The sequence below is a fragment of the Haloechinothrix aidingensis genome (assembly GCF_013450155.1).
GTDB lineage: Bacteria > Actinomycetota > Actinomycetes > Mycobacteriales > Pseudonocardiaceae > Haloechinothrix > Haloechinothrix aidingensis.
On sequence record NZ_JACCKD010000007.1, the window covers coordinates 79,747 to 105,963 of the forward strand.

Consider the following 26,217-nt stretch of genomic DNA (forward strand, 5'->3'; position numbering starts at 1 on the left):
GTTACATGCTTGCGAACCAGGGTACAGATCCGTCACCCCCTGTACGGCATACCGTGTGGCAACCGCCACGCGAAACCACCCGATGCGGCGCATAATCTGATCGCATGCCCGCACCACCCGACAAACCGGCCACGACCAGCGTGCCTGTGCACGAGCTGATCGCCTCGCGGTGGAGCCCCCGGGCGTTCGACCCGGACGCGGCCGTCTCCGACCGCCAGTTGCGCGCGCTGCTGGAGGCCGCGCGCTGGGCGCCGTCGTTCGGCAACACCCAGCCCGCCCGCTACCTGGTCGGACGCAGAGGAGACACGGTGCACGCCAAGATCCTCGCCGCGCTCACCGAACGTAACCGGAGCTGGGCCTGTCGCGCGTCCGCGCTCCTGCTGGTCGTGGCGATGACCGAGAACGCGAAAGGCACCGTCCCGTACGCCACCTACAGTGCCGGCCTTGCCACCGAGAACCTCGTGCTGCAGGCCACCGCGAGCGGGCTCGCGGCCCACCAGATGGCCGGGTTCGACGCCGAGGCGGCGCGCCGCGACTTCGCCCTGCCGGACTACGCCGAACCGCTGGTTGCCCTCGCCGTCGGCGTGCAGGCGGACGCGAAGGTCCTCGGGGACGAGAACCTGGCCGAGCGCGAGCAGGCCCCGCGCAGGCGTATCACCCTCGACGAGCTCGCGTTCGGCGAGTGGGGCACGCCGGCATTCCGGGACACGCCCTAGCTGCCCGGCGAAGATCCAGCGGGCAGCCCTAAACCTGAGCGCCGCCGAGCCTGCGGATGATCGAGGCACCGACCGAGGAGATCACCAGCCATAACAACGCCGCGATGCCGAAGTTGACGAGCACCTCGGTGTTGCGCTCGTCGAAGGTGAACATGTTCTCGAACCCGAGCGTCAGCGAGGGAGCGGTATTCGTGACGAAGTCGACGATCGAGTTGTCCGGGTTCGCATCGGCCAGGGTGAAGACGACATGCAGCACGAGCAGCACTGCGAAGATCAACCCCACCCAACGGACGGCACCCGCGAGTACGCCTACGAACTGGTCCTTGACTGCCCGCCAGTCGACGGCCGGCGACCGGCGCGCACGCGAGCGACCCTGCTCGCTGTCGGACACCCCGCCTGCCCGCGGTATGGCACGAGTTTCGTCGTTGTTGGGCGGTTCGTCCTTGGCGTGGTCTGACATAGGGGAAGTTTGTCATGTTGATCGGCGTGACGCTACTGGCACGTAGCATCGTCGCGTCCCCGTTCGCACTCCGGGGTGCGGCCCGGCTGGTCGCCGTTCAGCCGCACGGGTTACCCTTGACGCAATGGCGTTCGTTCTCCTGCTTCGCTGCCGCGACGGGGCCTGATCAGACCGGCTCCCCGTCGCGGGGTTTCGTCGTGGCGCCGGTCAATCCGGAGCATTCGCCGTCAGGAGAGCAGGAGAACCCCCAATGACTTCCACAGCGCGACCAGGCGGGACCCGCAACCCGCGAACCCCCGCCAAGCCGGCCCCCGCTGACCAGCCCGTATGGAACGCCCAGCGGGGCAGCTCGATGCCGTACCACCGCTACCGCCCCTGGTACGAGCTGGTCGAGGACATCACACTGCCCGACAGGACCTGGCCGGACGTGCGTATCGGCCGCGCCCCGCTCTGGTGCGCCGTGGACCTGCGGGACGGTAACCAGGCGCTGATCGACCCGATGTCGCCCGCGCGCAAGCGCAAGTTCTTCGACCTCCTCGTACAGATGGGGTACAAGGAGATCGAGGTCGGCTTCCCCGCGGCCAGCCAGACGGACTTCGACTTCGTCCGCGAGATCATCACCGACGGGGCTGTCCCGGACGACGTGCACATCCAGGTGCTGACCCAATGCCGGCACGAGCTGATCGAACGCACGTTCCAGGCGCTGGAAGGTGCCAACAAGGCCATCGTGCACTTCTACAACTCCACCTCCATCGCGCAGCGGCGCGTGGTGTTCCGCGAGGGACGCGAGGGCATCAAGAAGATCGCCACGCAGGGCGCGGAGCTGGCCAAGGAGCTGGCGGCGAAGTACACGGACACCAGCTTCCGCTTCCAGTACTCACCGGAGTCCTACACCGGAACCGAGCTGTCCTACGCTGCCGAGATCTCCAACGCCGTCACCGAGATCCTGGAGCCGACCCCGGAACATCCGGTGATCGTCAACCTGCCTGCCACCGTCGAGATGGCCACGCCGAACATCTACGCCGACTCCATCGAGTGGATGGGCCGCAACCTGGAGCGCAGGGACTCGCTCATCCTGTCCCTGCACCCGCACAACGACCGGGGTACCGCCATCGCCGCGGCCGAGCTCGGCTACCAGGCAGGTGCCGACCGGATCGAGGGGTGCCTGTTCGGCAACGGGGAGCGCACCGGCAACGTCGACCTCGTCGCGCTCGGCATGAACCTGTTCAGCCAGGGCATCGACCCGCAGATCGACTTCTCCGACATCGACGAGATCAAGCGCACCGTGGAGTACTGCAACCAGCTGCCCGTCGGGGAGCGCACACCGTGGGGCGGGGACCTGGTGTTCACGGCCTTCTCCGGCAGCCACCAGGACGCGATCAACAAGGGTTTCGACGCCCTCCAGGCCGCTGCGGACGCGGAAGGCGTGCCCGTCGACGACTACCCGTGGGAAGTGCCCTACCTGCCGATCGACCCGAAGGACGTCGGGCGCACCTACGAGGCCGTGATCCGGGTGAACTCCCAGTCCGGCAAGGGTGGCGTCGCCTACGTGATGCGCAGCGAGCACCAGCTCGACCTCCCGCGGCGGTTGCAGGTCGAGTTCTCCCAGGTGGTCCAGCAGTACACCGACACGGAGGGCGGCGAGATCGACCCCACCACGATGTGGGAGGCGTTCTCGGCCGAGTACCTCACGGCCACCCAGCCGCTCGAGCTGATGCGGTCGCACGTCGTCGACAACGGAGGCGGGCACTACTCCATCACGGTGACGGTGCGTGTGGACGGCGACGAGCAGGAGATCACCGGCTCCGGCAACGGGCCGATCGCGTCGTTCTTCGACGCGCTGTCCACGATCGGCTTCGACATCCGGCTCCTCGACTACAGCGAGCACGCGATGACCGCGGGCGACGACGCCCAGGCGGCCTCCTACGTCGAATGCGCGATCGGCGAGCAGGTCTACTGGGGCGTGGGCATCGACCCCTCCATCGTGACCGCGTCCCTGCGTGCCGTGATCTCGGCCGTCAACCGCGCCTACCGGTAACGCTGAATGACGCGTTCAGTCCCTCTGATGGACTGAACGCGTCATTCAGCTCAACCCTGCGGGTCAGGGGAGTGCGGCGTACACACCCGGGATGGCGTCGCTGACCTCCGCGGGAAAGGTGGTGAACGGTGTCGCCCGCACGGTTCGCTTCGCGCCCGTACCGCTGTGTTTCCAGGTGCCGACGACACGGCCGTCACTGACCACGGTCGGCCGGAACACCCCGTTGCCACCGGGCACGATGTGGTCGGCGAACTCCGCGGGAACCGCCGCGCGGCGGTCCTGGTAGCCGAGGATGAACTCGTCGAATCCGGGTAGCAGGTGGACCCCTGCTACCCGCTCGCGGTAGAGCTCCAGCAGCTCGGGAGTGCTCGGGTCCATCAGGTACTCGGCACCGTCGAGTTCCAGAGTGGCCAGTTCCGGCCTGGCGGCGGCGACTCCGGTACGGACATCGGTGATGGTCAGGCCTGTCCAGCGGGCGAGATCCTTGTGCGTGGCTGGTCCGTGGCTCCGGAAGAAGCGCAGCGCGAGCTCGCCGAGGGCTTCGGGGCGTTCCAGCTGCCGCCCGCGCGGGATCCACTCGTCGAGCAGCACGATCCGCTGCTCGCCACCGGCTACCGGCCCGAAACACAGCGTCCCGGTCTGCGCCAGATGCCTGATCAGATGGTTGCCGCGCTGGCCTGCCACCGACACGCCGGCATCCTCCCAAGCCGCTTGCAGCTCGGCCCGTCGCAGCTGCCGTCCTCCCGAGAGGACCCGCACCGCGACCGTCCGGGCGTTTTCCAGGGTCGCTTCGTCCAGGTCGAGCTGAGCGCGGCGACCAGCAGCGCCTGCCACCGCACGGGTGGCGGTCACCTGCAGCAACCAGGGAAGGTCCTCCGCCGCGACCAGGTGCAGCGTCCCGCGCATGGGCCAGGACCGCACGACCTCGCCCGCGTTCATCGCCTCCTCGACCTTCGCCCGGCTGCCGTCCTCGGTACGCAACGCCACGGAGGTCAGCGCACCCGGGTAGTCCTGGCCCTGCAGGGCGGTCAGCCACCGAACAGCGTCCGCGGCGGTCTCGTGTCCGTGCCCGCACAACCGCTGCGCCACGAGCCGCAGCCGTGCGATCTCGCGTTCCGCGGTACCTGCCATCAGCCCTCCTCGAACGACCGCATCGTATCCCCGCATCCCGACAAGCTGGTGCGCTGAATGCCGCGTTCAGTCCAGCAGAGGGACTGAACGCGTCATTCGGCGTCCGGGGTGCTGGTAACGGCGGTGGCCTCGGCGCTGAGCATGTCGAGGACCGCGGAGACGGCGGGACGGGTCGGCCCCCCTGCCCGGAGCACCGCCTCGATGTGCCGTGCCGCGCGGATCCCGGCGAGGGGACGGCGGACCAGCCGGCCTCCCCTGGCAGCCATCGAATACCTCGGCAGCAGCGCGACGCCGTGCCCGGCTGCCACCAGTGCCTCGATCACCCGGAAGTCGTTGATGCGCTGCACCACGTGTGGATGCATACCGGTACGAATCGCCACGGACCGCAACACGTCGTCGGCGGGGAAGCCGACATCCACGCTGATCCACCGCTCGTGCGCGAGATCGGCCAGCTCCACCTTGTGCTTCGCCCCGAGCCGGTGGCCGTGTGGCAGCGCGATGTCGAACGGTTCCCGTAGCAGGTGCACCACACGCAGCCTGTTCGCGTCCTCGCCCGCGGCACCCGACGGCGAGTCGAGTGCCTCCGCGTGCTCGTCCCTGTGGGTCAGCACGACGTCGTAATCCGCGAGCAAGCCGGGGACCTCGCCCGGCGTCAGCTCCACACCCGATGATTCCACCTCGAGATCGGTGACCTCGGCGACCCTGTGCAGGAACCCCGGTAGCAGCATCAACGCGGCCGAGGGGAACAGCGCCACCCGCACTCGCCCGCGCGGCGCGCTGCGGTAGGTGTCCACATCCGACTCCGCGCGCTCCAGAGCGGCGAGCACCTCGTCCGCGCGCGCCACCAGCGCACGCCCCGCGTCGGTGAGCCGCATCCCCCTGCCTGCCGGCTCGGTCAACGGGACCCCGACCTCCGCCTGGAGCGCCCGGAGCTGCTGGGACACCGCCGAGGGCGTGCAATGCAGCGCCTCGGCGACCGCGGTCACGCTCCCGCGATCGGCGAACTCGCGCAGCGTGCGCAGCTTGGGAATGTCCATACAGTAATACTACAAATATCTTGCAATTATTTTCGCTTGTGCTTTACATTTCTTCGCACCACTCTCGGTAGCGTGGCTTCCCGAGATCGCATCCTTGCCGTCGTCATCGCCCTGCTCTGGGGTATGAACTTCGTCGCCATCGACATCACCCTCGGGCACTTCCCGCCGTTGCTCGCGGCTGCCCTGCGGTTCACCCTGATCGCGATCCCCGTGGTGCTGTTCGTGCCGCCGCCCCGCGTACCGCTGCGGTGGTTGCTCGGTTACGGGCTCGGTACGGGCACATGCCAGTTCGCGTTCCTGTTCGTCGGTATGGAACTCGGGATGCCCGCGGGACTCGCCTCCCTCGTCCTGCAGGCCTCCGCACCGTTCACGGTCCTGCTCGGTGCGTTCCTGCTTGCCGAGCCGGTGCGCCCGGTCGCGGCGCTCGGCGTGGTGATCGCGGCCGCGGGCATGGCACTGATCGGCTGGCAACGGTCCGAGCACGCCGCGCTGCTGCCGATGGCGCTGACCCTGCTCGGCGCGCTGAGCTGGGCGGCGGGCAACCTGTGCGTGCGCAAGGCCCGGCCGGACAGCGCCCTGCGGTTCACGGTCTGGATGGCGGTCGTGCCACCCCTGCCGCTGCTGACCCTGTCCCTGCTCACGGAGGGGCCGGGCACCGCGTGGCGCGCGGTGAGCACGATCAATTCCGCGCAAGGCTGGGCCGCTCTCGCCGGCCTGGCTTACGTCGCGCTGTTCGGCAGCGTGATCGCGGCCGCGCTGTGGGCGGTGCTCATGGGGCGCAACCCGGCGGGAACGGTCGCGCCGTTCTCCATGCTGGTACCGGTCGTCGGGATGTCCGCGGCCTTCGTGCTGCTCGGCGAGCGTCCCACCGTCGTCGAGCTGTTCGCGGCGCTGCTCGTCATCGGCGGTGTACTGCTCGGATCCAGGCCCGCTCGTGGTGGCGCCGACGCGGCGCGCAGCGAGCCTCATGCCGGTGGCGGGGTACCCGCAGCCACATCGGCCGAACGCGACCGCAGCTCGCCGGCACGGATCTCCTCGGCGTAGTGGCAGGCGACCCGGTGTCCCGGGGCCACCTCACGCAGCTCAGGGCGTTCGGTGTCACACCGCTCGGGCTGCCGCCACGGGCACCGGGTGTGGAACCGGCACCCGCTCGGCGGGGAGGACGGCGAGGGGAGGTCGCCGGGGATCAGGATCTGCTCCCGGGCGTCCTCGACCACCGGGTCCGGGATCGGAACCGCGGACAGCAGCGCCTTGGTGTAGGGGTGCATCGGATCGGCGTAGAGCTCGTCCGCCCCGGCCTCTTCCACCAGCCCGCCGAGGTACATCACCCCGATCACGTCGGAGATGTGCCGCACAACGGCGAGATCGTGCGCGATCACCAGGTAGGTCAGCCCGAACGCCGACTGCAGCTCCTCGAGCAGGTTCAGCACCTGGGCCTGCACCGAGACGTCCAATGCCGACACCGGCTCGTCGCAGATGATCACATCGGGCTCCAGCACCAGAGCACGCGCGATACCGATCCGCTGCCGCTGCCCGCCGGAGAACTCGTGCGGGTAGCGGGACAGCGCGTTGCTCGCCAGCCCCACCCGTTCCAACGTGTCGACGATCTTCGTACGACGATCGGCCCTGCTCTGACCGATCCCGTGAACCTCGAGCCCTTCGGCCAGGATCGACTCCACGTTCTGCCGGGGGTCGAGGCTGCCGAGCGGATCCTGGAACACCATCTGCAGGCGGCTTCGCCTGCGACGCATCTCCTCGCCCGACAGCCCGGCGAGGTCGGTTCCCTCGAAACGCACGTGCCCGGAGGTGATGTCGACGAGCCGCAACACGGCCCTGCCGAGCGTGGTCTTGCCACAACCGGACTCGCCGACCAGACCGTAGGTGCTGCCTGTCTCGACGGACAGCGAGACCCCGTCGACCGCATGCACGTGCCCGACGGTCCGGTCGAAGACGACCCCGCTCCTGATCGGGAAGTGCACCTTGAGGTCTTCCAGTTCGAGCACGCTCATCGAACGTTTCCTCCCTCCGCGACAGGGTCGGGCCGGTCGGCATGTGCCGACCCGGGGTCGAGATTCACCGGGTTGACACAGCGGTGCTGGTGACCCTCGCCCGCACGCACCAGTTCGGGCGTACCGGTCAGGCACTCCATCGTGTAGTGGTCGCAGCGTGGCGCGAACGCGCAGCCGTCATCCCAGTCGATCGTGTCGTTGATGGAACCGCGGATCGGGGTCAGCGCCTCGCCGCGCGGGGCGTCGAGCCGCGGGACCGAGCCCAGCAACCCCGCGGTGTACGGGTGGTGCGGGCTCGCGAACAGCTGCTTCCTGCTACTGACCTCGATCACCCTGCCCGCGTAGAGCACGTTGATGTTGTCGCACAACCCGGCCACCACTCCCAGGTCGTGGGTGATCATGAGCAGCGAGGTCCCTTCCGAGCGCGCCAGCTCACCGAGCAGGTCGAGGATCTGCGCCTGGATGGTGACGTCGAGGGCCGTTGTCGGTTCGTCGGCGATCAGCAGGCGCGGGGCGCACGCGACGGCCATCGCGATCAGGGCCCGCTGGCGCATACCCCCGGACAGCTGGTGCGGGTACTCCGTCAGCCGCCGCGCGGGGTCGGGGATCCCGACCCGGTCCAGCAGCTCGGCGGCACGGTCCCGGGCGGCCCTGCCCCGCATACCCTTGTGGCGCCTGAGCGTCTCGGTCACCTGCCTGCCGATCGGCACAACGGGGTTGAGTGAGGACAGCGGATCCTGGAAGATCATCGCCAGCTGGCTGCCTCGCATGTCCCGCAGCCGCCGCGACGGCAACGACAGCACGTCGGTGCCGTCGAAGTGCACCCGACCACCGACCTCGACACCACGGGTCGGCAGCAACCCCATGAGCGCAAGCGAGGTCACGCTCTTCCCGCAGCCGGACTCGCCGACGAGCCCGAGCACCTCGCCCTCGTCCATGCCGAACGACACCCCGTCGACGGCACGCACCGGTCGCTGGTTGTTTCCCGTGAAGGTGACCGAGAGGTTGTCCACCGTCAGCAAGGCCATGCGATCACTTCCGCAGTTTCGGGTCGAGAGACTCCCGCATCGCTTCACCGAGCAGCGTGAAGCCGAGTGCGGTGATGATGATGGCCACAGCCGGGTACATCGCCAGCTCCGGCGCACCGACGAGGAACCGCTGTGCGTCGGCGAGCATGGCTCCCCAGTCCGGCGTGGCCGGGTCCGGGTTGCCGAAGCCCAGGTACGACAGCGCGGCTGCCTCGATGATCGCCGTGGCCAGGGTCAGGGTCGCCTGCACGATGACCGGCCCCAGCGAGTTCGGCAGGATGTGCGAACGCACGATCCGCGGCCTGCGAACCCCGAGCGCCGTCGCGGCGAGCACATAGTCCGAATGCGACTGAGCGAGCATGGATCCCCGCAGCAGCCTGGCGAAGATCGGTACCTGTGCCAGTCCGACAGCCACCATCACCGTGGGCAGGCTCGGCCCGAGGATCGCCGCGATGCTCACCGCTATCAGCAGGGCGGGGATGGCCAGCATCATGTCGATGAACCGCATGATCACCGCGTCCAGCCGCCGCCCCCACGCCCTGCCCAGGCTCACGGCCGCCCCTGCGACCCCGCCGAGCATCGCGCCGACGGTGAACCCGAGCAGGGTCGCGACCACGCCGACCAGCAGCGAGTTGCGTGCCCCGACCAGCATCCTGGAGAGCTGGTCGCGTCCGAGGTGGTCGAGCCCGAACCAGTTCTCCGCGCGGGGGCCGACGAAGACGTTCTGGTTCGGCATGACCTCCCTGCCCCACAGCTGTGCCCCGGGCTCGTAGGGCGCGACGAACGGCGCGATGACCGCGACGAACAGGAACGCACCGACGATCACGGCGCCGGAGAGCGCCATGGGGCTGCGGCGCAGCCTGCCGAACGTCTCGCGCAGCAGGCTCGCGCCCTCGGCGTCGCCGTCCCGCCGCGCGGTGAGCTCGGCGAGCCGGTCGACCTTGTTCACCCTGTCCGTCCCCAGAGTCATCAGCGCACCCGCACTCTCGGGTCGAACAGCGTGTACGACAGGTCCACCAGGAGGTTGACGACCACATAGATGATCGCGATGAGCATGAGGAAGCCAAGGATCGCCGGGTAGTCACGCTGCTGGGTGGACTCGTAGATGAACGAGCCGATACCGCCGAAGGCGAACACGCTCTCCGTCAGCACGGCACCGGCAAGCAGGCTGCCGGTCAGCAGGCCGATCGCGGTGATCACCGGCAGCATGGCGTTACGCAGCACGTGCCGGGTGCGCACCACCGTCGGTTGCAGCCCCTTGGACTCGGCGGTTCGGACGTAGTCCTGGCCGAGCACCTCGAGCACGCTCGCCCGGGTCATCCTGGTGATCACCGCGAGGGGGATGGAGGACAGCGCCAGCCCGGGCAGGATGAGGTGGCCGAGCGCGCTGGCCGTGACGTCGAACTCCCCGGTGAGCACGCTGTCCAGCACGCGGAAGCCGGTGATCTCGGTGAAGCGCGCTCCGGCGTCGAGCCGGAACGCCGAGGGCAGCCACCCGAGCTTCTCCGCGAAAACCACCTTGAGCATGGCCGCCAGGAAGAACACCGGGATACAGATGCCGAGCAGCGAACCGGCGACCGCGCTCGAGTCCAGGAAGCTGCCCCGCTTGCGCGCCGCGAAGTAGCCGAGCGGGATGCCCACGCACACGGCGATGAGCATGGCGGCGATCGCCAGCTCCGCCGTCGCGGGGAACCTGGTGGTGAACTCGTCCATGACGGGCCTGCCCGTCTGCAAGGAGTTACCGAAGTCGAAATTCCCCAGCCGTTCCAGGAAGAGTCCGTACTGGACGATGATGGGCTCGTTCAGCCCGAGGGACTCACGCAGTGCCTCGCGCTGCTGGGCTGACGCGTCATCCGGCAACAGGGTGTTCTCCGGCCCGCCAGGCAGTAGCCGTAGCCAGAAGAACAGCAGGATCGACAGCCCGAACAGCGCCGGGATCAGTTGCAGCAGGCGCTTGACGATGTAACGAAACACGGTCTCTCATTCACGGTCGAGGTCGCGCGTGCGATCGCGAGCGGTCGCCGCGCGGGGTGCCTGTGGCCCGTGCCGTCCCGGCACGTCACCCAGCGCACCCCGCGCGTCGGGCCGTCACTCTTCCGCGAAGCTGACGTCGGCGAAAACTTCCTGGGTCAGCGGGGAGACGTCCATCGGCTCCACGTCCGGCGCGAAGGCGATGGCCGGTGGCGAGCTCGAGATGGGCAGGCCGGGCAGGAAGTCCATGATGACCTCGTTGGCCTCGGCGAGCTTCGCGGCCCGTTCGTCCGGATCCGGAGTGCGATCGATCTCGCTCAGCAGGTCGAAGATCTCCTCGTTCTCGAAGCCCCACTCGTCGCTCGGCCGGTCGAACCAGGTGCCGAGGAAGTTGTAACCCTCGTTGAAGTCACCCGTCCATCCCAGCAGGTAGAGGCTGCACTTCCCGCTGTTGGTCGCCGGGATGTACTGGTCCCACTCCATCGGCTTGGGGTCGATGGACAAGCCCACTTCCTCGAGGTCACTGGAGATGATCTCGAAGATGTCACGCACCGCAGGCATGTACGGGCGCGAGGTGTCGGTGACGTAGCAGAAGTCCACCGTCAGGCCGTCGACCCCCGCGTCGGCGATCATCTCCTCGGCGAGCTCGGGATCGTAGTCGTAGGTCGTGACGTCCTCCGACCATCCGTCCACAGTGGGCGGCATGAACTGCGAGGCGACCTCGCCGCCCTCCGGCAGGATCGTGTCCACGATTCGCTGCCTGTCCACCGCGTGTGCCATCGCCTGGCGTACCTCGAGGTCGGCGAACTCCGGGGTCGTCTCCTGCTGGAACGCCAGGTACAGGATGTTGAACACGTCGCGGGTCGGCACCTGGAAGCCGTTCTCCTTCAGCGGCTCGACATCACCCGGAGCGGCGAGGTCGTAACCGTGGATGTCCCCGGCCTCGAGCGCCTGCCTGCGCGCGGTCTCCTCCGAGATCGTCTTGAAGATCAGCGTCTTCACCTTGGCGTTGTCGCCCCAGTAGTCGTCGAACCGCTCCAGGGTGATCTCCTGCGAGCCGTGGTCCCATTCGGAGATCTTGAACGGGCCGGTGCCCGCAAGCACCCCTGCTTCCTGGGTGTAGTCAGGGAAGGCGGAGTCCGCGCTGGTGATCTCGTCGTCCTCGATCTGCTCGAGGCTGCCCGGGCTGACGATGCCGAAGGTGGCCATGCTGAACGCGCCGGGGTAGTTCGCCGACGGCTCGGCCACCTCGATGGTGACGGTGAGCCCGTCTGCGGTACACGAGCGGAACTTCTCCTCGGTGTCCACGTCTTCCTCGTTCTCGGCGAACCCACCGAACATGTTCTGCCAGTAGTACGTGAAGTTGGTGTCCTGGTAGGCACCCTCGAAGTTGTGCCACCGCTCGAAGTTGGCGCACACGGCTTCGCCGTCGAGCTCCTCGCCGTCGTGGAAGGTCACGCCCTCACGGAGCTGGAAGGTCCACTCCAGCCCGTCATCGGAGGACTCCCAGTCCTCGGCCAGGCCACCGACGATCTCCTTCCCGCCCGGTTCGTGGTCGAGAAGGGTGTCATAGATCTGCCGCGTGACCCGGAACGTCTCCCCGTCGGTGGTGAAGATCGGATCCAGTGTCCGTGCGTCGGTCGGTACACCGAAAACGAACGGCTCGGTCTCGTTGCGATCACCGTCCCCGGTGTCACGCTCGGACTCGCAACCTGCCAACGACACGGCGAGCGCACCGGCGATCCCGATCAGGGCCGTACGGCCGAGTCGCGTCACCCGCGATTGGAGCATGTCTGCACCCCTTGCACATGGTCGGTTCCCGCCCCCAGCGACCCGTTCGGATCGCGGCAGGCGAACTCATGGGCGCAGACACTAGCGCTAACCGTTCGTTCAGTTAACCACTTGAGGTCACGATCCTGCTACGGAGTGGCACAGGTGTGCCACTGGCGGAAATGCGCGGTCCGGTCGCCGCGGGCCGTCACAGCGCGCGGCGACCGGACAGGGCACGGCCGAGGGTGAGCTCGTCGGCGAACTCGAGATCGCCGCCCATGGGAAGCCCCGAGGCCAGCCGGGTCACCGTCAGGCCGGGGAAGTCCCGCAGCACGCGCACCAGGTACGTGGCTGTGGCCTCGCCCTCGGTGTTCGGGTCGGTGGCGATGATGACCTCGGTGACCTCGTCGGAGGAGATCCGGGCAAGCAGCTCCCGCATGCGTAGCTGGTCGGGCCCGACCCCCGAGAGCGGGTCGAGGGCTCCACCCAGCACGTGATAGCGGCCCTTGAACTCGCGCGTGCGTTCCACGGCGAGCACGTCCTTGGACTCCTCCACGACGCAGATCACGTGCGGCTCTCGCCGCTCGTCACGGCAGATGCGGCACTGTTCCTGCTCGGCGACGTTGCCGCACGTCTCGCAGAACTGCACTCCTTCGGCGACCTTGCCGAGCACCTCGGCGAGCCGGGTGATATCCGCGGGATCCGAGCTGAGCAGGTGGAAGGCGATGCGCTGCGCGCTCTTCGGCCCGACCCCGGGCAACCTGCCCAGCTCGTCGATGAGGTCTTGTACTACTCCCTCGTACAACTCCCGCTCCGCTCCCGTCGGTCGGTTACTGAGCGGAACCCGGCAAGCCGGGACCGCCCAGCCCACCGAGATCCATCCCGCCGCCGAGTCCACCGGCGAGCGGGCCGAGCTTGTCCTCCGTGAGCTTCTGCGCGGCCGACATGCCGTCGCGTACGGCCGCCACCACCAGGTCCGCCAGCGTCTCGGTGTCCTCCGGGTCCACCACACTCGGATCGATGCTGAGGTCCTTGAGCTCGAGCCCGCCCGTAACGACGGCGCGGACCATGCCGCCACCCGCCGAACCGGTCACCTCGGTATCCGCGAGCTCCGCCTGCGCGTTCTGCAGCTGCTCCTGCATCTGCTGCGCCTGCTGCATGATCTGCTGCATGTCGGGCATGCCGCCACCTGGCTGCACCATGATTCGGCCTCGATCCTTCCGCCGTCGATGTCTCGTGTTCGCCGCCCTTGGCCCGCGCCTGCTCGTACCCAGCCTTCCGGGCGTACTACGTCCAGCTTAACCGCCGATATGACTCGGGCTCCGGTCCGACCGCAACAAGACGGCCCCGGCAGCCGCGAGCCCGGCGGGTCATTCGAGGGGACGCGCCCCCAGCTCGTCGGACAGCAGCTGGTGTACCGACACGCCCTGCTGCCCGGAACCGACCTGCGGCGGTTCCGGATCCGGCTCGGCGTCCGGCTCCTCGGGGGGCAACGGGATATCGTCGTCGGTACCCGCCGCGTACGCGGCGGGACCGGGCCGTTCGGGTTCGGTCCGCTCCGGCTCCGGGCGCTCCGGCTCCGCACGCTCCGGTTCCGGGCGTACGGCATCCCGCGCCTCCGGCGACTCGGTCGCCGCCTGCCGGTCCGCGGCCGGGCCGTGCTGCCGCGCCTGCTCGGAGGGCTGCCCGGTCTGCTGCTGGGTCTGCTGCTGGGAACGCTGCTGGGTCTGCTGCTGGGAACGCTGCCTGCCCGCCTGCGGAGCCGCACCGGCCTCACTGCCCGCGTGTACACACGTCACCTGCCACTGCCCGCCGAGAACCTGGTGAAGTGCGGCCGCGACGGCATCGGTGTTGCGTTCCTCGGACAGCCGCCGCGCGAGCGGGGCCGCCGTGTGCGAGAGCACAACGGACGAGCCGTCCACGCTGTGCACGGTGGCGTTGGTCAGCATCGCCTCGGTGCTCCTGCTGCTCTTACGCACCTCCGCGAGCAGTTGCGACCAGATACCGCGCAGCGCGGTGGCATCGATGCTGCCCGGTTGTGCCTGTCCCGGCGACGGCTCCGGTGGTTGCTGTGGCTGAGGCTCGGGCTCCCGCGATACCTGCGGTCGTGGTTCCGGCTGGACCTCCTCCCGCTGGACCTCCTCCGGATGGGTCTCCTCCGGATGGGTCTCCTCCGGCTGGGTCTGCTCCGGCTGCGGCGCCTGCCGCGCCGCGGGGGCGGCGTCCTGTTCGGACGGTCGTTCCGGCTGGGGTCGCTGCTCGTCCGCCTGCTCGCCGCGCCGAACGGGCTGCTCCTGGCGCGGCTGCGCGGAATCCTGGTGTTGCCGGGAGGGAGCCTGGCTCTCCTCGCCCGCCCGGTCGGCTGCCCGGCCCGGCGAGTCCGCGGCCGGAGCGGCCCCTCCCGCGGTCACCCTGCGTTCCAGCCGCTCGACCCTGTGCAGCACGGCAGCCTCGTCATCGGTGGCGGCGGGCAGCATCATCCGTGCGCACAGCAACTCGAGCAGCAGCCTGGGCGCGGTAGCGCCACGCATCTCGCGAAGTCCATCATGGACGATCTCGGCGTACCGGGTCAGCGTTCCGAGGCCGATCCTGTCCGCCTGAGCGGACATCCGGTTCAGCTCTTCCTCCGGCGCGGCGACCAGCCCCTGCTCGCCCGCGTCCGGGACCGAACGCAGCAGGACGAGGTCGCGCAGGCGCGTCAGCAGGTCGGTGGCGAACCTGCGCGGGTCGTGCCCGGCCTCGGTGAGTCGCTCGATCGTGCCGTACACCGACGCGGCATCCTCCGCGGACAGCGCGTGGATCATGTCGTCCAGCAGGGCGGAGTCGGTGAAGCCGAGCAGCGCCACGGCGCGGTCGTAGGTCACGCCCTCCGGGCCCGCCCCCGCGAGCAGCTGATCCAGCACCGACTGGGTGTCCCGTGCCGATCCCGCACCTGCCCGGATGACCAGCGGGAACACCGCGGGTTCCACCGTCACGCCCTCGGCGGCGGCGTTGCGCTCCAGCAGCTCACGCATCGCCCCCGGCGGGATGAGCCGGAACGGGTAGTGATGCGTCCGCGACCGGATGGTCGTCAGCACCTTGTCCGGTTCGGTTGTGGCGAAGATGAAGATCAGGTGTTCCGGCGGCTCCTCGACGATCTTGAGCAGCGCGTTGAAGCCCTGCGCGGTGACCATGTGCGCCTCGTCGATGACGAACACCCGGTAGCGGGACTCCGCGGGCGCGTAGAACGCGCGGTCCCGCAACTCACGCGCATCGTCGACGCCACCGTGGCTGGCCGCGTCCAGCTCGATCACATCGATGCTGCCCGGTCCCTCCGGGGCGAGGTTGCGGCAGGAGTCGCATTCGCCGCACGGCTCGTCGGTCGGTCCCTGCGCGCAGTTCAGCGAACGTGCCATGATCCGCGCCGAGGAGGTCTTGCCACAGCCGCGCGGGCCGGAGAACAGGTACGCGTGGTTGATCCGACCCGCGGCGAGCGCCGTCCGCAGCGGGACGGTCACGTGATCCTGGCCCACGACCTCGGCAAAGGTCGCCGGCCGGTACTTGCGGTACAGAGCGAGGGCCACGCCGTGAGGATACCGGCTCCGCCAATGCGGTCTCCGGTTGGTGGGGTAGATCTCCAGCGGGCTCGACGCCGCTCGCGAGGGGCACAGCAGCCGGCAGAGGGGTCCCGGCAAGAAGGGGACCCCGCGCACCCGCCAGAGCCTGCTTATCCTTGCTGCCTTCCGGCCCTGGGGAGGTTCACAGGGTGGACGCCGCGCGGGGTCCACCTTCCAGTGTAGAGGCCGCGTCCGCGCCGCGCCCGGGCGGGTGTGGTGGGAGCCGAAGGTGACACCGGGCTCCTTCTAAGAACCCGAGGTCACCTTCGGCTCCCACCCCGCGGCGGCCACGTCAGCCGGACAGCAGGGTGCGGGCCTCCTGGGCGGCCGGTCCGGCCGAGGCGAGGTGCTGCAGGTTGTCCGGGATCGCCTCACCCCGGTGCCTCTTCGTCTGGGCGTACAACTTGCCCGCCCGGTAGGACGACCGCACCAGCGGCCCGGCCATCACCCCGGCGAAGCCGATACGCTCGGCCGCCTCGGTGTGCTCCACGAACTCCTCCGGCTTGACCCACCGGTCCACAGGATGGTGCCGCGCCGACGGCCGCAGGTACTGGGTGATCGTCACGATCTCGCAGCCCGCGTCGAACAGGTCGGTCAGCGCGGGCTCGACCTCGTCCGGGGTCTCACCCATGCCCAGGATCAGGTTCGACTTCGTCACCAGACCGGCCTCCCGCGCCTTCGTGAGCACCTCAAGGGAGCGCTCGTAGCGGAAGCCGGGGCGGATGGACCGGAAGATCCGCGGCACCGTCTCGGTGTTGTGCGCCAGGACCTCCGGTTCGGCGCCGAACACCTCGGCCAGCTGGTCCGGCTCCGCGTTGAAGTCCGGGATCAGCAGCTCCACCCCGGTACCCGGGTTGAGCTGGTGGATCTGCCGCACCGTCTCGGCGTACAGCCACGCACCGCCGTCCGGAAGGTCGTCCCGGGCCACGCCGGTCACCGTGGAGTAGCGCAGGCCCATGGCCTGCACACTCTCGGCGACCCGGCGCGGCTCGGTGGTGTCGAGTTCGGCGGGCTTGCCGGTGTCGATCTGACAGAAGTCGCATCGCCGCGTGCACTGGTCCCCGCCGATGAGGAACGTCGCCTCGCGATCCTCCCAACACTCGTAGATGTTCGGGCAGCCCGCCTCCTCGCAGACGGTGTTCAGCCCCTCGCGCTTCACCAGGCCCTTGAGCTCGGTGTACTCCGGCCCCATGCGCGCCCGGGTCTTGATCCACGACGGCTTCCGCTCGATCGGCGTCTGCGAGTTCCGCACCTCGAGTCGCAGCATCTTGCGACCCTCCGGGGCAACGCTCACGGTTCTACCTCCAGGGACCTCGGCGGGACTGTTCGGGGTTACCGAATGTCCGGGTACAGCGGGTGCTTCCGCGCCAGCAGCTCGACCCGCTCGGCGAGCGCCTTCTGTGTGGCCTCGTCGAAACTGGGCTGCAACGCGGTAGCGATGATGTCAGCCACCTCGGTGAAGTCTTCCGTACCGAACCCGCGCGCCGCCAGGGCGGGGGTGCCGATCCGCAGGCCCGACGTCACCATCGGCGGGCGCGGGTCGAACGGCACGGCGTTGCGGTTGACCGTGATGCCGATCGAGTGCAGGCGGTCCTCGGCGTTCTTGCCGTCCAGCTCGGAGGCCACCATGTCGACGAGCACCAGGTGCACGTCGGTGCCACCGGAGGAGACCTTCACGCCTGCCTCCGCGCAGTCGGGGGCCGACAGCCGCTCGGCGAGGATCCGGGCGCCGTCGAGTACGCGCTGCTGGCGCTCGCGGAACTCCTCGCTGGCGTTGATCTTGAAGCCGACGGCCTTGGCCGCGATAACGTGCTCGAGGGGGCCGCCCTGCTGGCCGGGGAACACCGTCGAGTTGACCTTCTTGGCCAGCTCCTGGCCGCACATGATCACGCCACCGCGCGGGCCGCCGAGCGTCTTGTGCGTGGTCGTGGTCACCAGGTGCGCGTGCGGCACCGGGTTGGGGTGCAGACCAGCGGCGACCAGGCCCGCGAAGTGCGCCATGTCCACAAGCAGGTATGCGCCCACGGCGTCTGCGATACGGCGGAACTCGGCGAAGTCGAGCTGCCGCGGGTACGCCGACCAGCCCGCGATGATCATCTTCGGCTGGTGCTCCCTGGCGAGGCGCTCCACCTCGCCCATGTCGATGCGGCCCGACTCCTTGTCCACCTGGTAGGCGACGACGTTGTACAGGCGGCCGGAGAAGTTGATCTTCATCCCGTGTGTGAGGTGCCCGCCGTGCGCCAGGTCCAACCCCATGATCGTGTCGCCCGGCTCGAGCACCGCCGCCATCGCCGCGGCGTTGGCCTGCGCACCCGAGTGCGGCTGCACGTTCGCGTGTTCCGCGCCAAACAGCTCAGTGACGCGCTTGATGGCTAGTTCCTCGACGACATCGACGTGCTCGCAGCCACCGTAGTAACGCCGGCCCGGGTACCCCTCCGCGTACTTGTTTGTCAGCACCGAACCCTGGGCTTCCAGCACCCCGACCGGCGCGAAGTTCTCCGAGGCGATCATCTCCAGCGTCGACTGCTGACGGGTCAGCTCGGCGTCGATCGCCGCGGAAACCTCCGGGTCAACGGTGGCAAGCGATGCGTCAAACGAGTTCATGCTGTGGCCTCTTACTCCTCGATCAGTTCTGCACTTGTCGGTTGTCCCACTGTGCCCGTCCGCCGGTCACGACCGCCGGTAGAAGGGCAGCGCGACAACCTCGACGGGCAGGCTCTTGCCTCGCACGTCAACGGACAGTTCGGTACCCGCATCGCTGTACTCGACGGGCACGTACGCCATCCCGATCGGATACCCCAAGGTGGGCGACAGGGCGCCGCTGGTCACCTCTCCGATCGGCTCGCCACCGTCCGGTCCGACAACAGGATATCCCGACCGCGGGGCGCGGCGCCCCGAACCGGCGAGCCCGACAAGGATGCGCTGCGCCTCGGCCTCCGACCGTGCCGCGAGCGCGTCGCGGCCGACGAAGTCGCTGGCCTTCTCGAACTTCACCAACCGGCCCAGCCCCGCGTCGAAGGGAGTCAGGTACTCGGTCAGCTCCTGCCCGTACAGCGGCATCCCCGCTTCCAGGCGGAGGGTGTCCCGGCACGCCAACCCTGCGGGAAGCAGCCCGTACTCCTGCCCGGCCGCGCTCAGCGCGTCCCAGACCTGCCGCGCCTGCGCGGGCGCGCAGTACAGCTCGAACCCGTCCTCGCCGGTGTAGCCGGTGCGGGCCAGTAACAGGTCCACGCCGTCGACAGTGGCCGGCATGCTGGCGTAGTAGCGCAGCGAGTCGAGATCGGCGTCGCTGACCGCGCGCACGATGTCCGCCGAGGACGGCCCCTGCACGGCGATCAGGGCGTAGTCGGCCGAGCGGTTGGTCACCTCGACGTCGAAACCCGCGGAACGATCCGTCAGCGCGGTAGCGACCACCTCGGCATTGGCCGCGTTGGCAACCACGAGGTAGAGGTCCTCCTCCAGCCGGTAGGTGACCAGATCGTCGAGCACGCCACCCGCGGTGTTGCACAACATGCTGTAACGCGCTCGCCCGACCTTCACCGTGGCCAGGTTGCCGACGAAAGCGTAGTCGAGCATGTCCGCAGCCTGCGGCCCGCGAACCTCGATCTCGGCCATGTGCGACAGGTCGAACAGACCGGCCGATTCCCGGACCGCGCGATGTTCGGCGAGCTCGCTGCTGTAACGCACGGGCATGGACCAGCCCGCGAAATCCGTGAACGAGGCACCCAGCTCGCTGTGCACCTCGTGCAAGGGGGACGGGGTAGACACGCCAGACCTCCTCAACGGGGCTCGATCAGCCACTGACCAGCCACTGAACGGCTGCATAAGGGGTGGGAGATGCGCATACGGAGCTCCTCGGGTTCGTACTGATCGGAACTCCCCCTCTGTCATGAACCTGAGAGCTTCGCCTGCAGCGCTGCTGCCCAGCGCGGGCAAGGCTTGCACCGTGGGTGAGGCGCGGTGCGCCTGCTTTCCAGAGTGGCCTGGCCTGAAGCGGTATCGGATGCCTGAGAGTTTGGTGGGGATCTTGCTCCTTCGGCGCCCCGCCGCGCTGGCGAGGTCTCTCCCGCTCCGGCTCGTACGACCCGGTATGCAGTTGTGTTTCACGCCTAAACGTACGCGCTCGTCCCTCCCCAGTCCACTGCAGTACCGACATTCGTTGGTTGTGACACACCTGACGACCAGGCTACATCTGGTACGTCACACCACGACGACGCCGCAGGCGACACCGGCCGGCCACGCACCGTCCGGCCGGTGTCGGCCACCCGCCGGGTAGCTGGGGCACGGAGCACTCCCGCGGAGGGGAGTGGCGGGCACTCGAATCCGGGGGCGGCCCGGACGGCGTGATCGTGACAGCCGGCTGCGGGTGACGCACCGCACCACCGGATGGCCACCGGTGGTGGGCAACCCGGCGTACCGACGCGGGTGCTCCACACGACACCCTGGAGGCAAGCAGTGTTGACCAGACGACTCGCCCGGCACCGCACGGCAACGCTCATCGCGGGAATCGCGGGCATCGCCCTACTCGCCCCGCTGGCGGTCACGGCGGATGCGACGGAGGCCACCCACGGGCAGGCACAGGACTCGAGCGGGAGCGAGACCGTCATCGTGCCCGGGGCAGACACCCCGGCCGAACGCACCCGGGTCGCGCGCACCGGTGCGGACGTCCTTCACATGGACCGGAACGGGCTGGTCGTGCACGCCACCGACCGCCAGGTGGCCGGGCTGCGCGCGCGGGGGTTCACGCCCCAGCGGCACCAACCGTTGTCGGCCGCAGCCCCACCGCCCGTCGACGACGCCTACCACACCTACGACGAGATGACCGCCGTGCTCAGCGACACAGCCGAGGATCACCCGGACATCACCGAGCTGACTAGCGTCGGCACCTCGTACGAGGGGCGCGACCTGCCGTTGATCACGATCAGCGACACCCCCGCACAGGACAGCGCCGAACCCGCCGAGCCCGAGGTGCTGTTCACCTGCACGATGCACGCCAGGGAACACCTGACCACCGAGATGTGCCTGCGGATCGTCACCCGGTTCACCTCGGAGTACGGCACCGACCCGGAGGTCACCGAGCTGGTCGACGAGCGGACGATCCACGTGCTGCCGATGGTGAACCCGGACGGGGCCGAGTACGACGTCTCGGGCGAGCGGTACAAGGGCTGGCGCAAGAGCCGGATGCCGCACTACTGGGGCGCCGTCGGTACCGACCTCAACCGCAACTGGGCGTACAACTGGGGCTGCTGCAGCGGATCCAGTGGATACCCGCGCTCGAACACCTACCGGGGACCGGAACCGTTCTCCGACCCCGAGACACGGGTGGTCGCCGAGTTCGTCGAATCCCGGGTGGTCGACGGGCAGCAACGCATCGCGGCTCATATCGACTTCCACAGTTACGGTGAGCTTGTCCTCTGGCCGTTCGGTTTCACCGAGGCGGACACTCCGGACGGGATGACCGAGGAGGAGTACCAGCGGTTCGTCGACGTGGGCACGGCGATGGCGGACACCAACGCCTACGAGCCGATGCAGTCCAGCGACTTCTACATCACCGACGGCACGGTGAACGACTGGATGTGGGGCGAGCACGAGATCCTGAGCTTCACCCTCGAGATGTACCCGAGCGGAGGGGGCATCGACGGCTTCTACCCACCGGGTTCGGTGATCGCGGAGGAGACCGCGCGCAACGACGCCGCTGTCGACCTGCTCCTGCGCGAGGCCGGTTGAGCGCGGGCTGAATGACGCTTTCAGTCCACGAGAGGGACTGAAAGCGTCATTCAGCGCACAGCTAGCGCCAGGCGCGAACGGCCAGGATGATCGCGATGATGACGGCGGCGCCGACGACGACCGGTACGGCGCGCTTGAGCACCGGAGCGCCGGCGACATCCATCAGGTTGATCGGGGCGCCTTCGTGCTCGCCTTTCCGGTCACCACCACTCTCCGCCGGAGCGCCCGGCCCTGCAGCGGACCCGGCACCGGCAGATGTCTGGTCCGTCGCGTGTTCCTGGGCCGTACCGAGTCGTTCACCGAGGCAGGTCGAGAAGTCACCGAGCAGCCTGCCGCCGACCTCGGAGATCATCCCGCGCCCGAACTGCGCAGGCCTGCCGGTGACCGTCAGGTCCGTGGCGACCGAGCCCTTGGTTACCCCGCCCTCCTCGGTGAGCGTGACCGCGACATCGGCCGACGCCGTGCCGGATCCACGAGTGTCCTTACCGGACGCCTTGATCACGAGCCGCCGCGCCGTCGCGTCCTTCTCGGTGAACTCGCCGGTTCCCTTGTACTGCAGCGAGATCGGTCCGAGCTTGACCTTCATGGTGGCGGTGAACTCGTCGCCGTCGACCCCGGTGAGCGTCGCGCCCGGCATGCAGGGGGCGACGCGCTCCGGGTCGAGCAACGCCTGCCACACCTCCTCGACCGGTGCCGGCACCGTGAACTCGTGATCAAGTCGCACAGGCGTAGCTCCTTTCGTCCCGCGAGGGGGAGCCGAATGTGACCTCGGTTCCTTCTATGGAGCCGGATGTCACATTCGGCTCCCACCTGGTTAGCTGGTTGCCGCGGCGGAGACCGCCCGGGAGGTGAGCACCTTGGCGAGGTGCTCGCGGTAGGCCACGTCGGCATTGCCGTCGGTCGTCGGGCTGGTGCCGTCGAGCGCGTGCTCGGCGGCCGCCCGGATCGCCTCCGGGGTCGCCTCCTGGCCCACGAGCGCCTGCTCGACTCCCCGCGCCCGCACCGGTACGGACGCCATGTTCGTCAGCCCGACGCGGGCCTCGGCGATCATGTGCCCGTCGGTCCGGACCGCTGCGGCCACACCGACGATCGACCACGCCTGTGCGACGCGGTTGAACTTCTCGTAGTGCGCGTGCCAGCCCGTGTACTTCGGCACCCTGATCTCGCAGAGCAGCTCGTCCTCGCCGACCGCGGTGGTGAAGTAGTCCACGAAGAACTCCGCGGCCGGAACGGTGCGCCTGCCCCGCGGCCCGGCGATCACCATCTCGGCATCCAGGGCCAGCGCAGGCGCCAGCAGGTCACCGGCCGGGTCGGCGTGGGCGAGCGAGCCACCGAACGTGCCCCTGTGCCGCACCTGCGGGTCGGCCACGGTGTCCGTGGCCATCACGAGCAGCTTGGCGTGCTCGTTGAGCAACGGGTCACGCTGCACGTCGTAGTGACTCGTCATGGCACCGATCACGAGCATGTCGCCGTCGGAGCGGACGCCCCGCAGCTCACCGATCCTGCCGAGGTCGATCAGCTTGGCCGGTGCCGCCAGCCGCATGCGCAGCACGGGCAACAGGCTCTGGCCACCGGCGAGGATCTTCACCTCGTCGTCGGCCTCGGCAAGGGCCCGCACCGCCTCGTCGATCGTGCTCGGCGCCTCGTAGTCGAACGCGGCCGGGATCATCGCGCACCTCCATGAATGGCTCGCCACACCCGCATCGGCGTGCACGGCATCTCGATATCCTGTACACCCATGTGCCGCACGGCGTCCACAACGGAGTTGACGACGGCGGGGGTGGAGGCGATCGTGCCCGCCTCCCCGACGCCCTTCACCCCGAGCGCGTTCGTCGTCGACGGCGTCTCGGTGCGGTCCGTGGTGAACGACGGCAGGTCGGCCGCGGACGGCACCAGGTAATCGGCCAGCGTGCCGCTCGTCAGGGTGCCTGTCTCGTCGTAGACCGCTTCCTCGAACAGGGCCTGCGCGATGCCTTGCGCCAGCCCGCCCTGCACCTGTCCCTCGACGATCATCGGGTTCACCACGTTGCCGACGTCGTCCACGGCGACATAGGAACGCAGTCGCACACGGCCGGTCTCGGTGTCCACCTCGGTGGCGCACAGGTGTGTGCCGTGCGGGAAGGAGAAGTTCTCCGGGTCGAACGTCGCCTCCGAGTCCAGCGACGGCTCGACGCCGTCGGGCAGGTCGTGGGCGGCGAAGACCGCGAGGGCGATCTCCTGGATGCTGGTCGAGGTGTCCGTACCGCGCACCGTGAACCTGCCGCCGGAGAACTCGACGTCGTCCTCGGCACATTCCAGCATGTGCGCGGCGATCTTGCGTGCCTTGGCGATCACCTTGTCCGCCGCCTGCACGACCGCCATGGCGCCGACGGTCAGCGACCGCGAGCCGTACGTATCCAGCCCCTTGTGCGAGGACTGGGTATCGCCGTGCAACACCTCGACGTCGTCGAAACCCACGCCGAGGCGGTCGGCCACGATCTGGCTCCACGCGGTCTCGTGGCCCTGCCCGTGCGGGGAGCTTCCGGTGATCACCTCGACCTTGCCGGTGGGCAGCATGCGCACAGCGCCGTGCTCCCAGCCGCCCGCACCGTACGACAGCGCACCGAGCACCCGCGAGGGCGCGAGACCGCACATCTCGGTGAACGTGGAGACGCCGATGCCCAGCTGCACCGTGTCGCCCCGCCTGCGGCGTTCGGCCTGCTCGGCACGCAACGCGTCGTAGCCGAACAGCTCCCTGGCCCGTGCCGTCGCGGCCTCGTAGTTACCGGAGTCGTAGGTGAGTGTGGACACCGTGGTGTACGGGAACTCGTCGTGCTTGATCCAGTTGCGCTCCCGCACCTCCAGCGGGTCCATACCGAGCTCGGCCGCGAGCTCGTCCATCATGCGCTCGATCGCGAACGTCGCCTCCGGCCTGCCCGCGCCGCGGTAGGCGTCCGTCGGCACCTTGTTGGTGAACACGTTCGTGCAGGAGAAATGGTATGCCGGGATCTTGTAGATCGCGTTGAACATGAACGCGCCCAGGATCGGCACGCCCGGCGTCACCAGTCGCAGGTAAGCACCCATATCGGCGAGTAGCTCGACCTTCAGCCCGGTGACCGTGCCATCGCGGTTGGCTGCCAGGCTCAGCTTCTGGATCTGGTCGCGACCGTGGTGCGCCGAGGTGAACGACTCCGACCGCGACTCGGTGTACTTCACCGGTTTGCCCAGCTTGCGCGCCACCAGGAAGGTGATGACTTCCTCCGGCGTCACCTGCAGCTTGCCGCCGAAGCCGCCACCGACGTCCGGGGCGATCACGCGGATCTTGTGCTCGTCGACGCCCGTGGTCATCGCCAGCATCAGGCGCAGGATGTGCGGTACCTGCGTTGCCGACCACATCGTCGTCTGCTCGCCGGTGGGGTCGACCAGTATCGAACGTGGCTCCATGAATGCCGGGATCAGGCGCTGCTGCCGGAACGTCCGGTGCACCGTGACCTCGGCGCCCGCGAGCGCCTCGTCCGCGCTTCCACCGGTGCCCGCCTCGGCGGAGTCGAACACCCACGTCGCGCTGGCGTTCGTGCCGAGATCGGGGTGCACGAGGTCGGACCCCTCGGTCATCGCCGAGGACATGTCGAGCACCACAGGCAGTTCCTCGTAGTCGATCTCGATGGCCTCCAGCGCGTCGTGCGCCTCGGCAGCCGACCGGGCTACCACGACGGCGACGGCCTCACCGGCGAAGTTCACCTCGTCGACCGCGAGCGACGGGGCGTTCGGCGACTTCATGTCCTCGGTGATCGGCCAGGCGCACGGCAGGCTGCCCTGGTCATCGGCCACATCGGCGCCGGTGACCACGGCCTCGACGCCGGACATGCTCCGGGCCTCGCTCGTGTCGATCCTGTTGATCCTGGCGTGGGCGAGCGGGCTGCGCAGGATCGCCATATGCATCATTCCCGGCAGGGACATGTTGTCCGTCCACCGGGTGCGCCCGGCGATCAGCCGCGCATCCTCCTTGCGCAACCGCGCTTGCCCGACCTCGCCTCCTGCGTGAGAGTCAGCGGTCGCGGTCATGACTGACGCACCTCCGCGCGCGTCTGCTCGGACATAGCCGTCTCGTCGGCGACCCGCTCGGCGTCCGGGCCTGCTCCTGGCCGCATCCGGTGCGCGGCGTCCTGTACGGCGCGCACGATGTTCTGATATCCGGTACAGCGGCAGAGGTTGCCCTCCAGGCCTTCGCGGACCGTCTGCTCGTCCGGGTCGGCGTCCTCGGCGAGCAGGTCCATCGACTGCATGATCATCCCGGGTGTGCAGAAGCCGCACTGCAGGGCGTGGTTGTCGTGGAAGGCCTCCTGGACCGGGTGCATCCGTCCGTCCCTGCTCAGCCCTTCGACAGTGGTGACCTCCGAGCCGTCCGCCTGCACGGCCAGCATCGAGCACGACTTCACGCTGTGCCCGTCGACGTGCACGGTGCAAGCACCGCAGTTGCTGGTGTCGCAACCGACGACCGTGCCGACCTTGCCGAGCTGTTCACGCAGGTACTGGACGAGCAACATCCGTGGCTCTACATCATCCGTGTACCGGGTTCCATCAACGGTGACCGTAATGCGCATGGGCCTCCAACTCCTTCTTCGGTGGTGCCCGGCGGGCTGTCACGAACTCGTCGGGCCGAGGCAACTGACCATTCGACAAGTGGCCGACATCACATACGAGGATCCTCCCACTCTCCAGCGCAAACAACCCCCGCGAAGCGAATTAACCGGT

The 26,217-nt window shown here is 68.8% G+C and carries 22 protein-coding genes, 1 other RNA gene and 1 riboswitch; of the genes, 4 read left to right on the forward strand and 19 right to left on the reverse strand.

Annotated features, from left to right (window positions below; all coding sequences use genetic code 11):
• The first annotated feature begins 104 nt into the window (after positions 1-104).
• Complete coding sequence (locus H0B56_RS17965) at positions 105-716, forward strand: nitroreductase family protein (protein ID WP_180894258.1); 612 nt, start codon at positions 105-107, stop codon at positions 714-716.
• A 28-nt stretch (positions 717-744) separates the two neighbouring features.
• Here the strand turns inward: H0B56_RS17965 and H0B56_RS17970 are convergent, their stop codons facing one another.
• Positions 745-1,176 carry a hypothetical protein gene (locus H0B56_RS17970; protein WP_180894259.1) on the reverse strand — a complete coding sequence of 144 codons (432 nt, stop codon included), beginning with the start codon at positions 1,174-1,176 and terminating at the stop codon, positions 745-747.
• A 250-nt stretch (positions 1,177-1,426) separates the two neighbouring features.
• Here H0B56_RS17970 and leuA point away from each other — a divergent pair, with 250 nt between their 5' ends.
• The gene (gene leuA, locus H0B56_RS17975) at positions 1,427-3,214 is read left to right on the forward strand and encodes a 2-isopropylmalate synthase (protein ID WP_180894260.1); all 1,788 of its coding nucleotides are present in this window, start codon (positions 1,427-1,429) and stop codon (positions 3,212-3,214) included.
• A 63-nt stretch (positions 3,215-3,277) separates the two neighbouring features.
• On the opposite strand, the gene H0B56_RS17980 is transcribed toward leuA, so the two are convergent.
• Positions 3,278-4,345 carry a winged helix DNA-binding domain-containing protein gene (locus tag H0B56_RS17980; protein ID WP_180894261.1) on the reverse strand — a complete coding sequence of 356 codons (1,068 nt, stop codon included), beginning with the start codon at positions 4,343-4,345 and terminating at the stop codon, positions 3,278-3,280.
• A gap of 92 nt (positions 4,346-4,437) precedes the next feature.
• The gene (locus H0B56_RS17985) at positions 4,438-5,382 is read right to left on the reverse strand and encodes a LysR family transcriptional regulator (RefSeq protein WP_180894262.1); all 945 of its coding nucleotides are present in this window, start codon (positions 5,380-5,382) and stop codon (positions 4,438-4,440) included.
• 72 nt (positions 5,383-5,454) lie between these two features.
• Here H0B56_RS17985 and H0B56_RS17990 point away from each other — a divergent pair, with 72 nt between their 5' ends.
• The gene (locus H0B56_RS17990; protein ID WP_180894263.1) at positions 5,455-6,426 is read left to right on the forward strand and encodes an EamA family transporter; all 972 of its coding nucleotides are present in this window, start codon (positions 5,455-5,457) and stop codon (positions 6,424-6,426) included.
• Here H0B56_RS17990 and H0B56_RS17995 read toward each other — a convergent pair.
• The 12 genes from H0B56_RS17995 to gcvT form a co-directional block, all read right to left on the reverse strand.
• Positions 6,348-7,391, reverse strand: coding sequence for an ABC transporter ATP-binding protein (locus H0B56_RS17995; RefSeq protein ID WP_180894264.1), 1,044 nt, complete (start codon positions 7,389-7,391; stop codon positions 6,348-6,350). The two genes, H0B56_RS17990 and H0B56_RS17995, sit on opposite strands and share 79 nt — an antisense overlap.
• A complete protein-coding gene (locus H0B56_RS18000) occupies positions 7,388-8,419 on the reverse strand; it encodes an ABC transporter ATP-binding protein (RefSeq protein WP_180894265.1) in 1,032 nt (343 codons plus the stop codon). Before H0B56_RS18000 ends, H0B56_RS17995 begins: the two co-directional genes overlap by 4 nt.
• Before the next feature lie 4 nt (positions 8,420-8,423).
• Positions 8,424-9,392, reverse strand: coding sequence for an ABC transporter permease (locus H0B56_RS18005; protein WP_425484547.1), 969 nt, complete (start codon positions 9,390-9,392; stop codon positions 8,424-8,426).
• Positions 9,389-10,393 (reverse strand): ABC transporter permease subunit, encoded by a 1,005-nt coding sequence (locus H0B56_RS18010; RefSeq protein WP_180894267.1) that lies wholly within the window; start codon positions 10,391-10,393, stop codon positions 9,389-9,391. Before H0B56_RS18010 ends, H0B56_RS18005 begins: the two co-directional genes overlap by 4 nt.
• Before the next feature lie 114 nt (positions 10,394-10,507).
• Complete coding sequence (locus H0B56_RS18015; RefSeq protein WP_219632886.1) at positions 10,508-12,166, reverse strand: ABC transporter substrate-binding protein; 1,659 nt, start codon at positions 12,164-12,166, stop codon at positions 10,508-10,510.
• Positions 12,167-12,368: 202 nt separating this feature from the next.
• The gene (gene recR, locus H0B56_RS18020; RefSeq protein ID WP_180894269.1) at positions 12,369-12,965 is read right to left on the reverse strand and encodes a recombination mediator RecR; all 597 of its coding nucleotides are present in this window, start codon (positions 12,963-12,965) and stop codon (positions 12,369-12,371) included.
• 25 nt (positions 12,966-12,990) lie between these two features.
• Complete coding sequence (locus tag H0B56_RS18025; RefSeq protein ID WP_180894270.1) at positions 12,991-13,362, reverse strand: YbaB/EbfC family nucleoid-associated protein; 372 nt, start codon at positions 13,360-13,362, stop codon at positions 12,991-12,993.
• A 168-nt stretch (positions 13,363-13,530) separates the two neighbouring features.
• Positions 13,531-15,723: a DNA polymerase III subunit gamma and tau gene (locus tag H0B56_RS18030; protein ID WP_180894271.1), complete on the reverse strand. Its 2,193-nt coding sequence runs from the start codon at positions 15,721-15,723 to the stop codon at positions 13,531-13,533.
• Positions 15,724-15,833: 110 nt separating this feature from the next.
• An RNA gene (ffs, locus tag H0B56_RS18035) (signal recognition particle sRNA small type) lies at positions 15,834-15,928 on the reverse strand.
• Between the two features lie 120 nt (positions 15,929-16,048).
• Positions 16,049-17,050, reverse strand: a complete 1,002-nt coding sequence (gene lipA / locus H0B56_RS18040; RefSeq protein ID WP_180894272.1) for a lipoyl synthase — start codon at positions 17,048-17,050, stop codon at positions 16,049-16,051.
• A 38-nt stretch (positions 17,051-17,088) separates the two neighbouring features.
• Positions 17,089-18,360, reverse strand: a complete 1,272-nt coding sequence (gene glyA, locus H0B56_RS18045; protein ID WP_180894273.1) for a serine hydroxymethyltransferase — start codon at positions 18,358-18,360, stop codon at positions 17,089-17,091.
• Positions 18,361-18,426: 66 nt separating this feature from the next.
• Positions 18,427-19,524 (reverse strand): glycine cleavage system aminomethyltransferase GcvT, encoded by a 1,098-nt coding sequence (gene gcvT / locus H0B56_RS18050; RefSeq protein WP_343063944.1) that lies wholly within the window; start codon positions 19,522-19,524, stop codon positions 18,427-18,429.
• 216 nt (positions 19,525-19,740) lie between these two features.
• Positions 19,741-19,835, reverse strand: a riboswitch (glycine riboswitch).
• A 376-nt stretch (positions 19,836-20,211) separates the two neighbouring features.
• Here gcvT and H0B56_RS18055 point away from each other — a divergent pair.
• A complete protein-coding gene (locus tag H0B56_RS18055; protein WP_343063945.1) occupies positions 20,212-21,483 on the forward strand; it encodes a M14 family metallopeptidase in 1,272 nt (423 codons plus the stop codon).
• 61 nt (positions 21,484-21,544) lie between these two features.
• On the opposite strand, the gene H0B56_RS18060 is transcribed toward H0B56_RS18055, so the two are convergent.
• From H0B56_RS18060 to H0B56_RS18075, 4 genes are all read right to left on the reverse strand, one after another.
• The gene (locus H0B56_RS18060) at positions 21,545-22,207 is read right to left on the reverse strand and encodes an SRPBCC domain-containing protein (protein ID WP_180894276.1); all 663 of its coding nucleotides are present in this window, start codon (positions 22,205-22,207) and stop codon (positions 21,545-21,547) included.
• Between the two features lie 90 nt (positions 22,208-22,297).
• Complete coding sequence (locus H0B56_RS18065; protein ID WP_180894277.1) at positions 22,298-23,152, reverse strand: FAD binding domain-containing protein; 855 nt, start codon at positions 23,150-23,152, stop codon at positions 22,298-22,300.
• Positions 23,149-25,527 (reverse strand): xanthine dehydrogenase family protein molybdopterin-binding subunit, encoded by a 2,379-nt coding sequence (locus H0B56_RS18070; RefSeq protein ID WP_180894278.1) that lies wholly within the window; start codon positions 25,525-25,527, stop codon positions 23,149-23,151. Before H0B56_RS18070 ends, H0B56_RS18065 begins: the two co-directional genes overlap by 4 nt.
• Complete coding sequence (locus H0B56_RS18075) at positions 25,524-26,066, reverse strand: (2Fe-2S)-binding protein (RefSeq protein WP_180894279.1); 543 nt, start codon at positions 26,064-26,066, stop codon at positions 25,524-25,526. Before H0B56_RS18075 ends, H0B56_RS18070 begins: the two co-directional genes overlap by 4 nt.
• Positions 26,067-26,217: the final 151 nt, after the last annotated feature.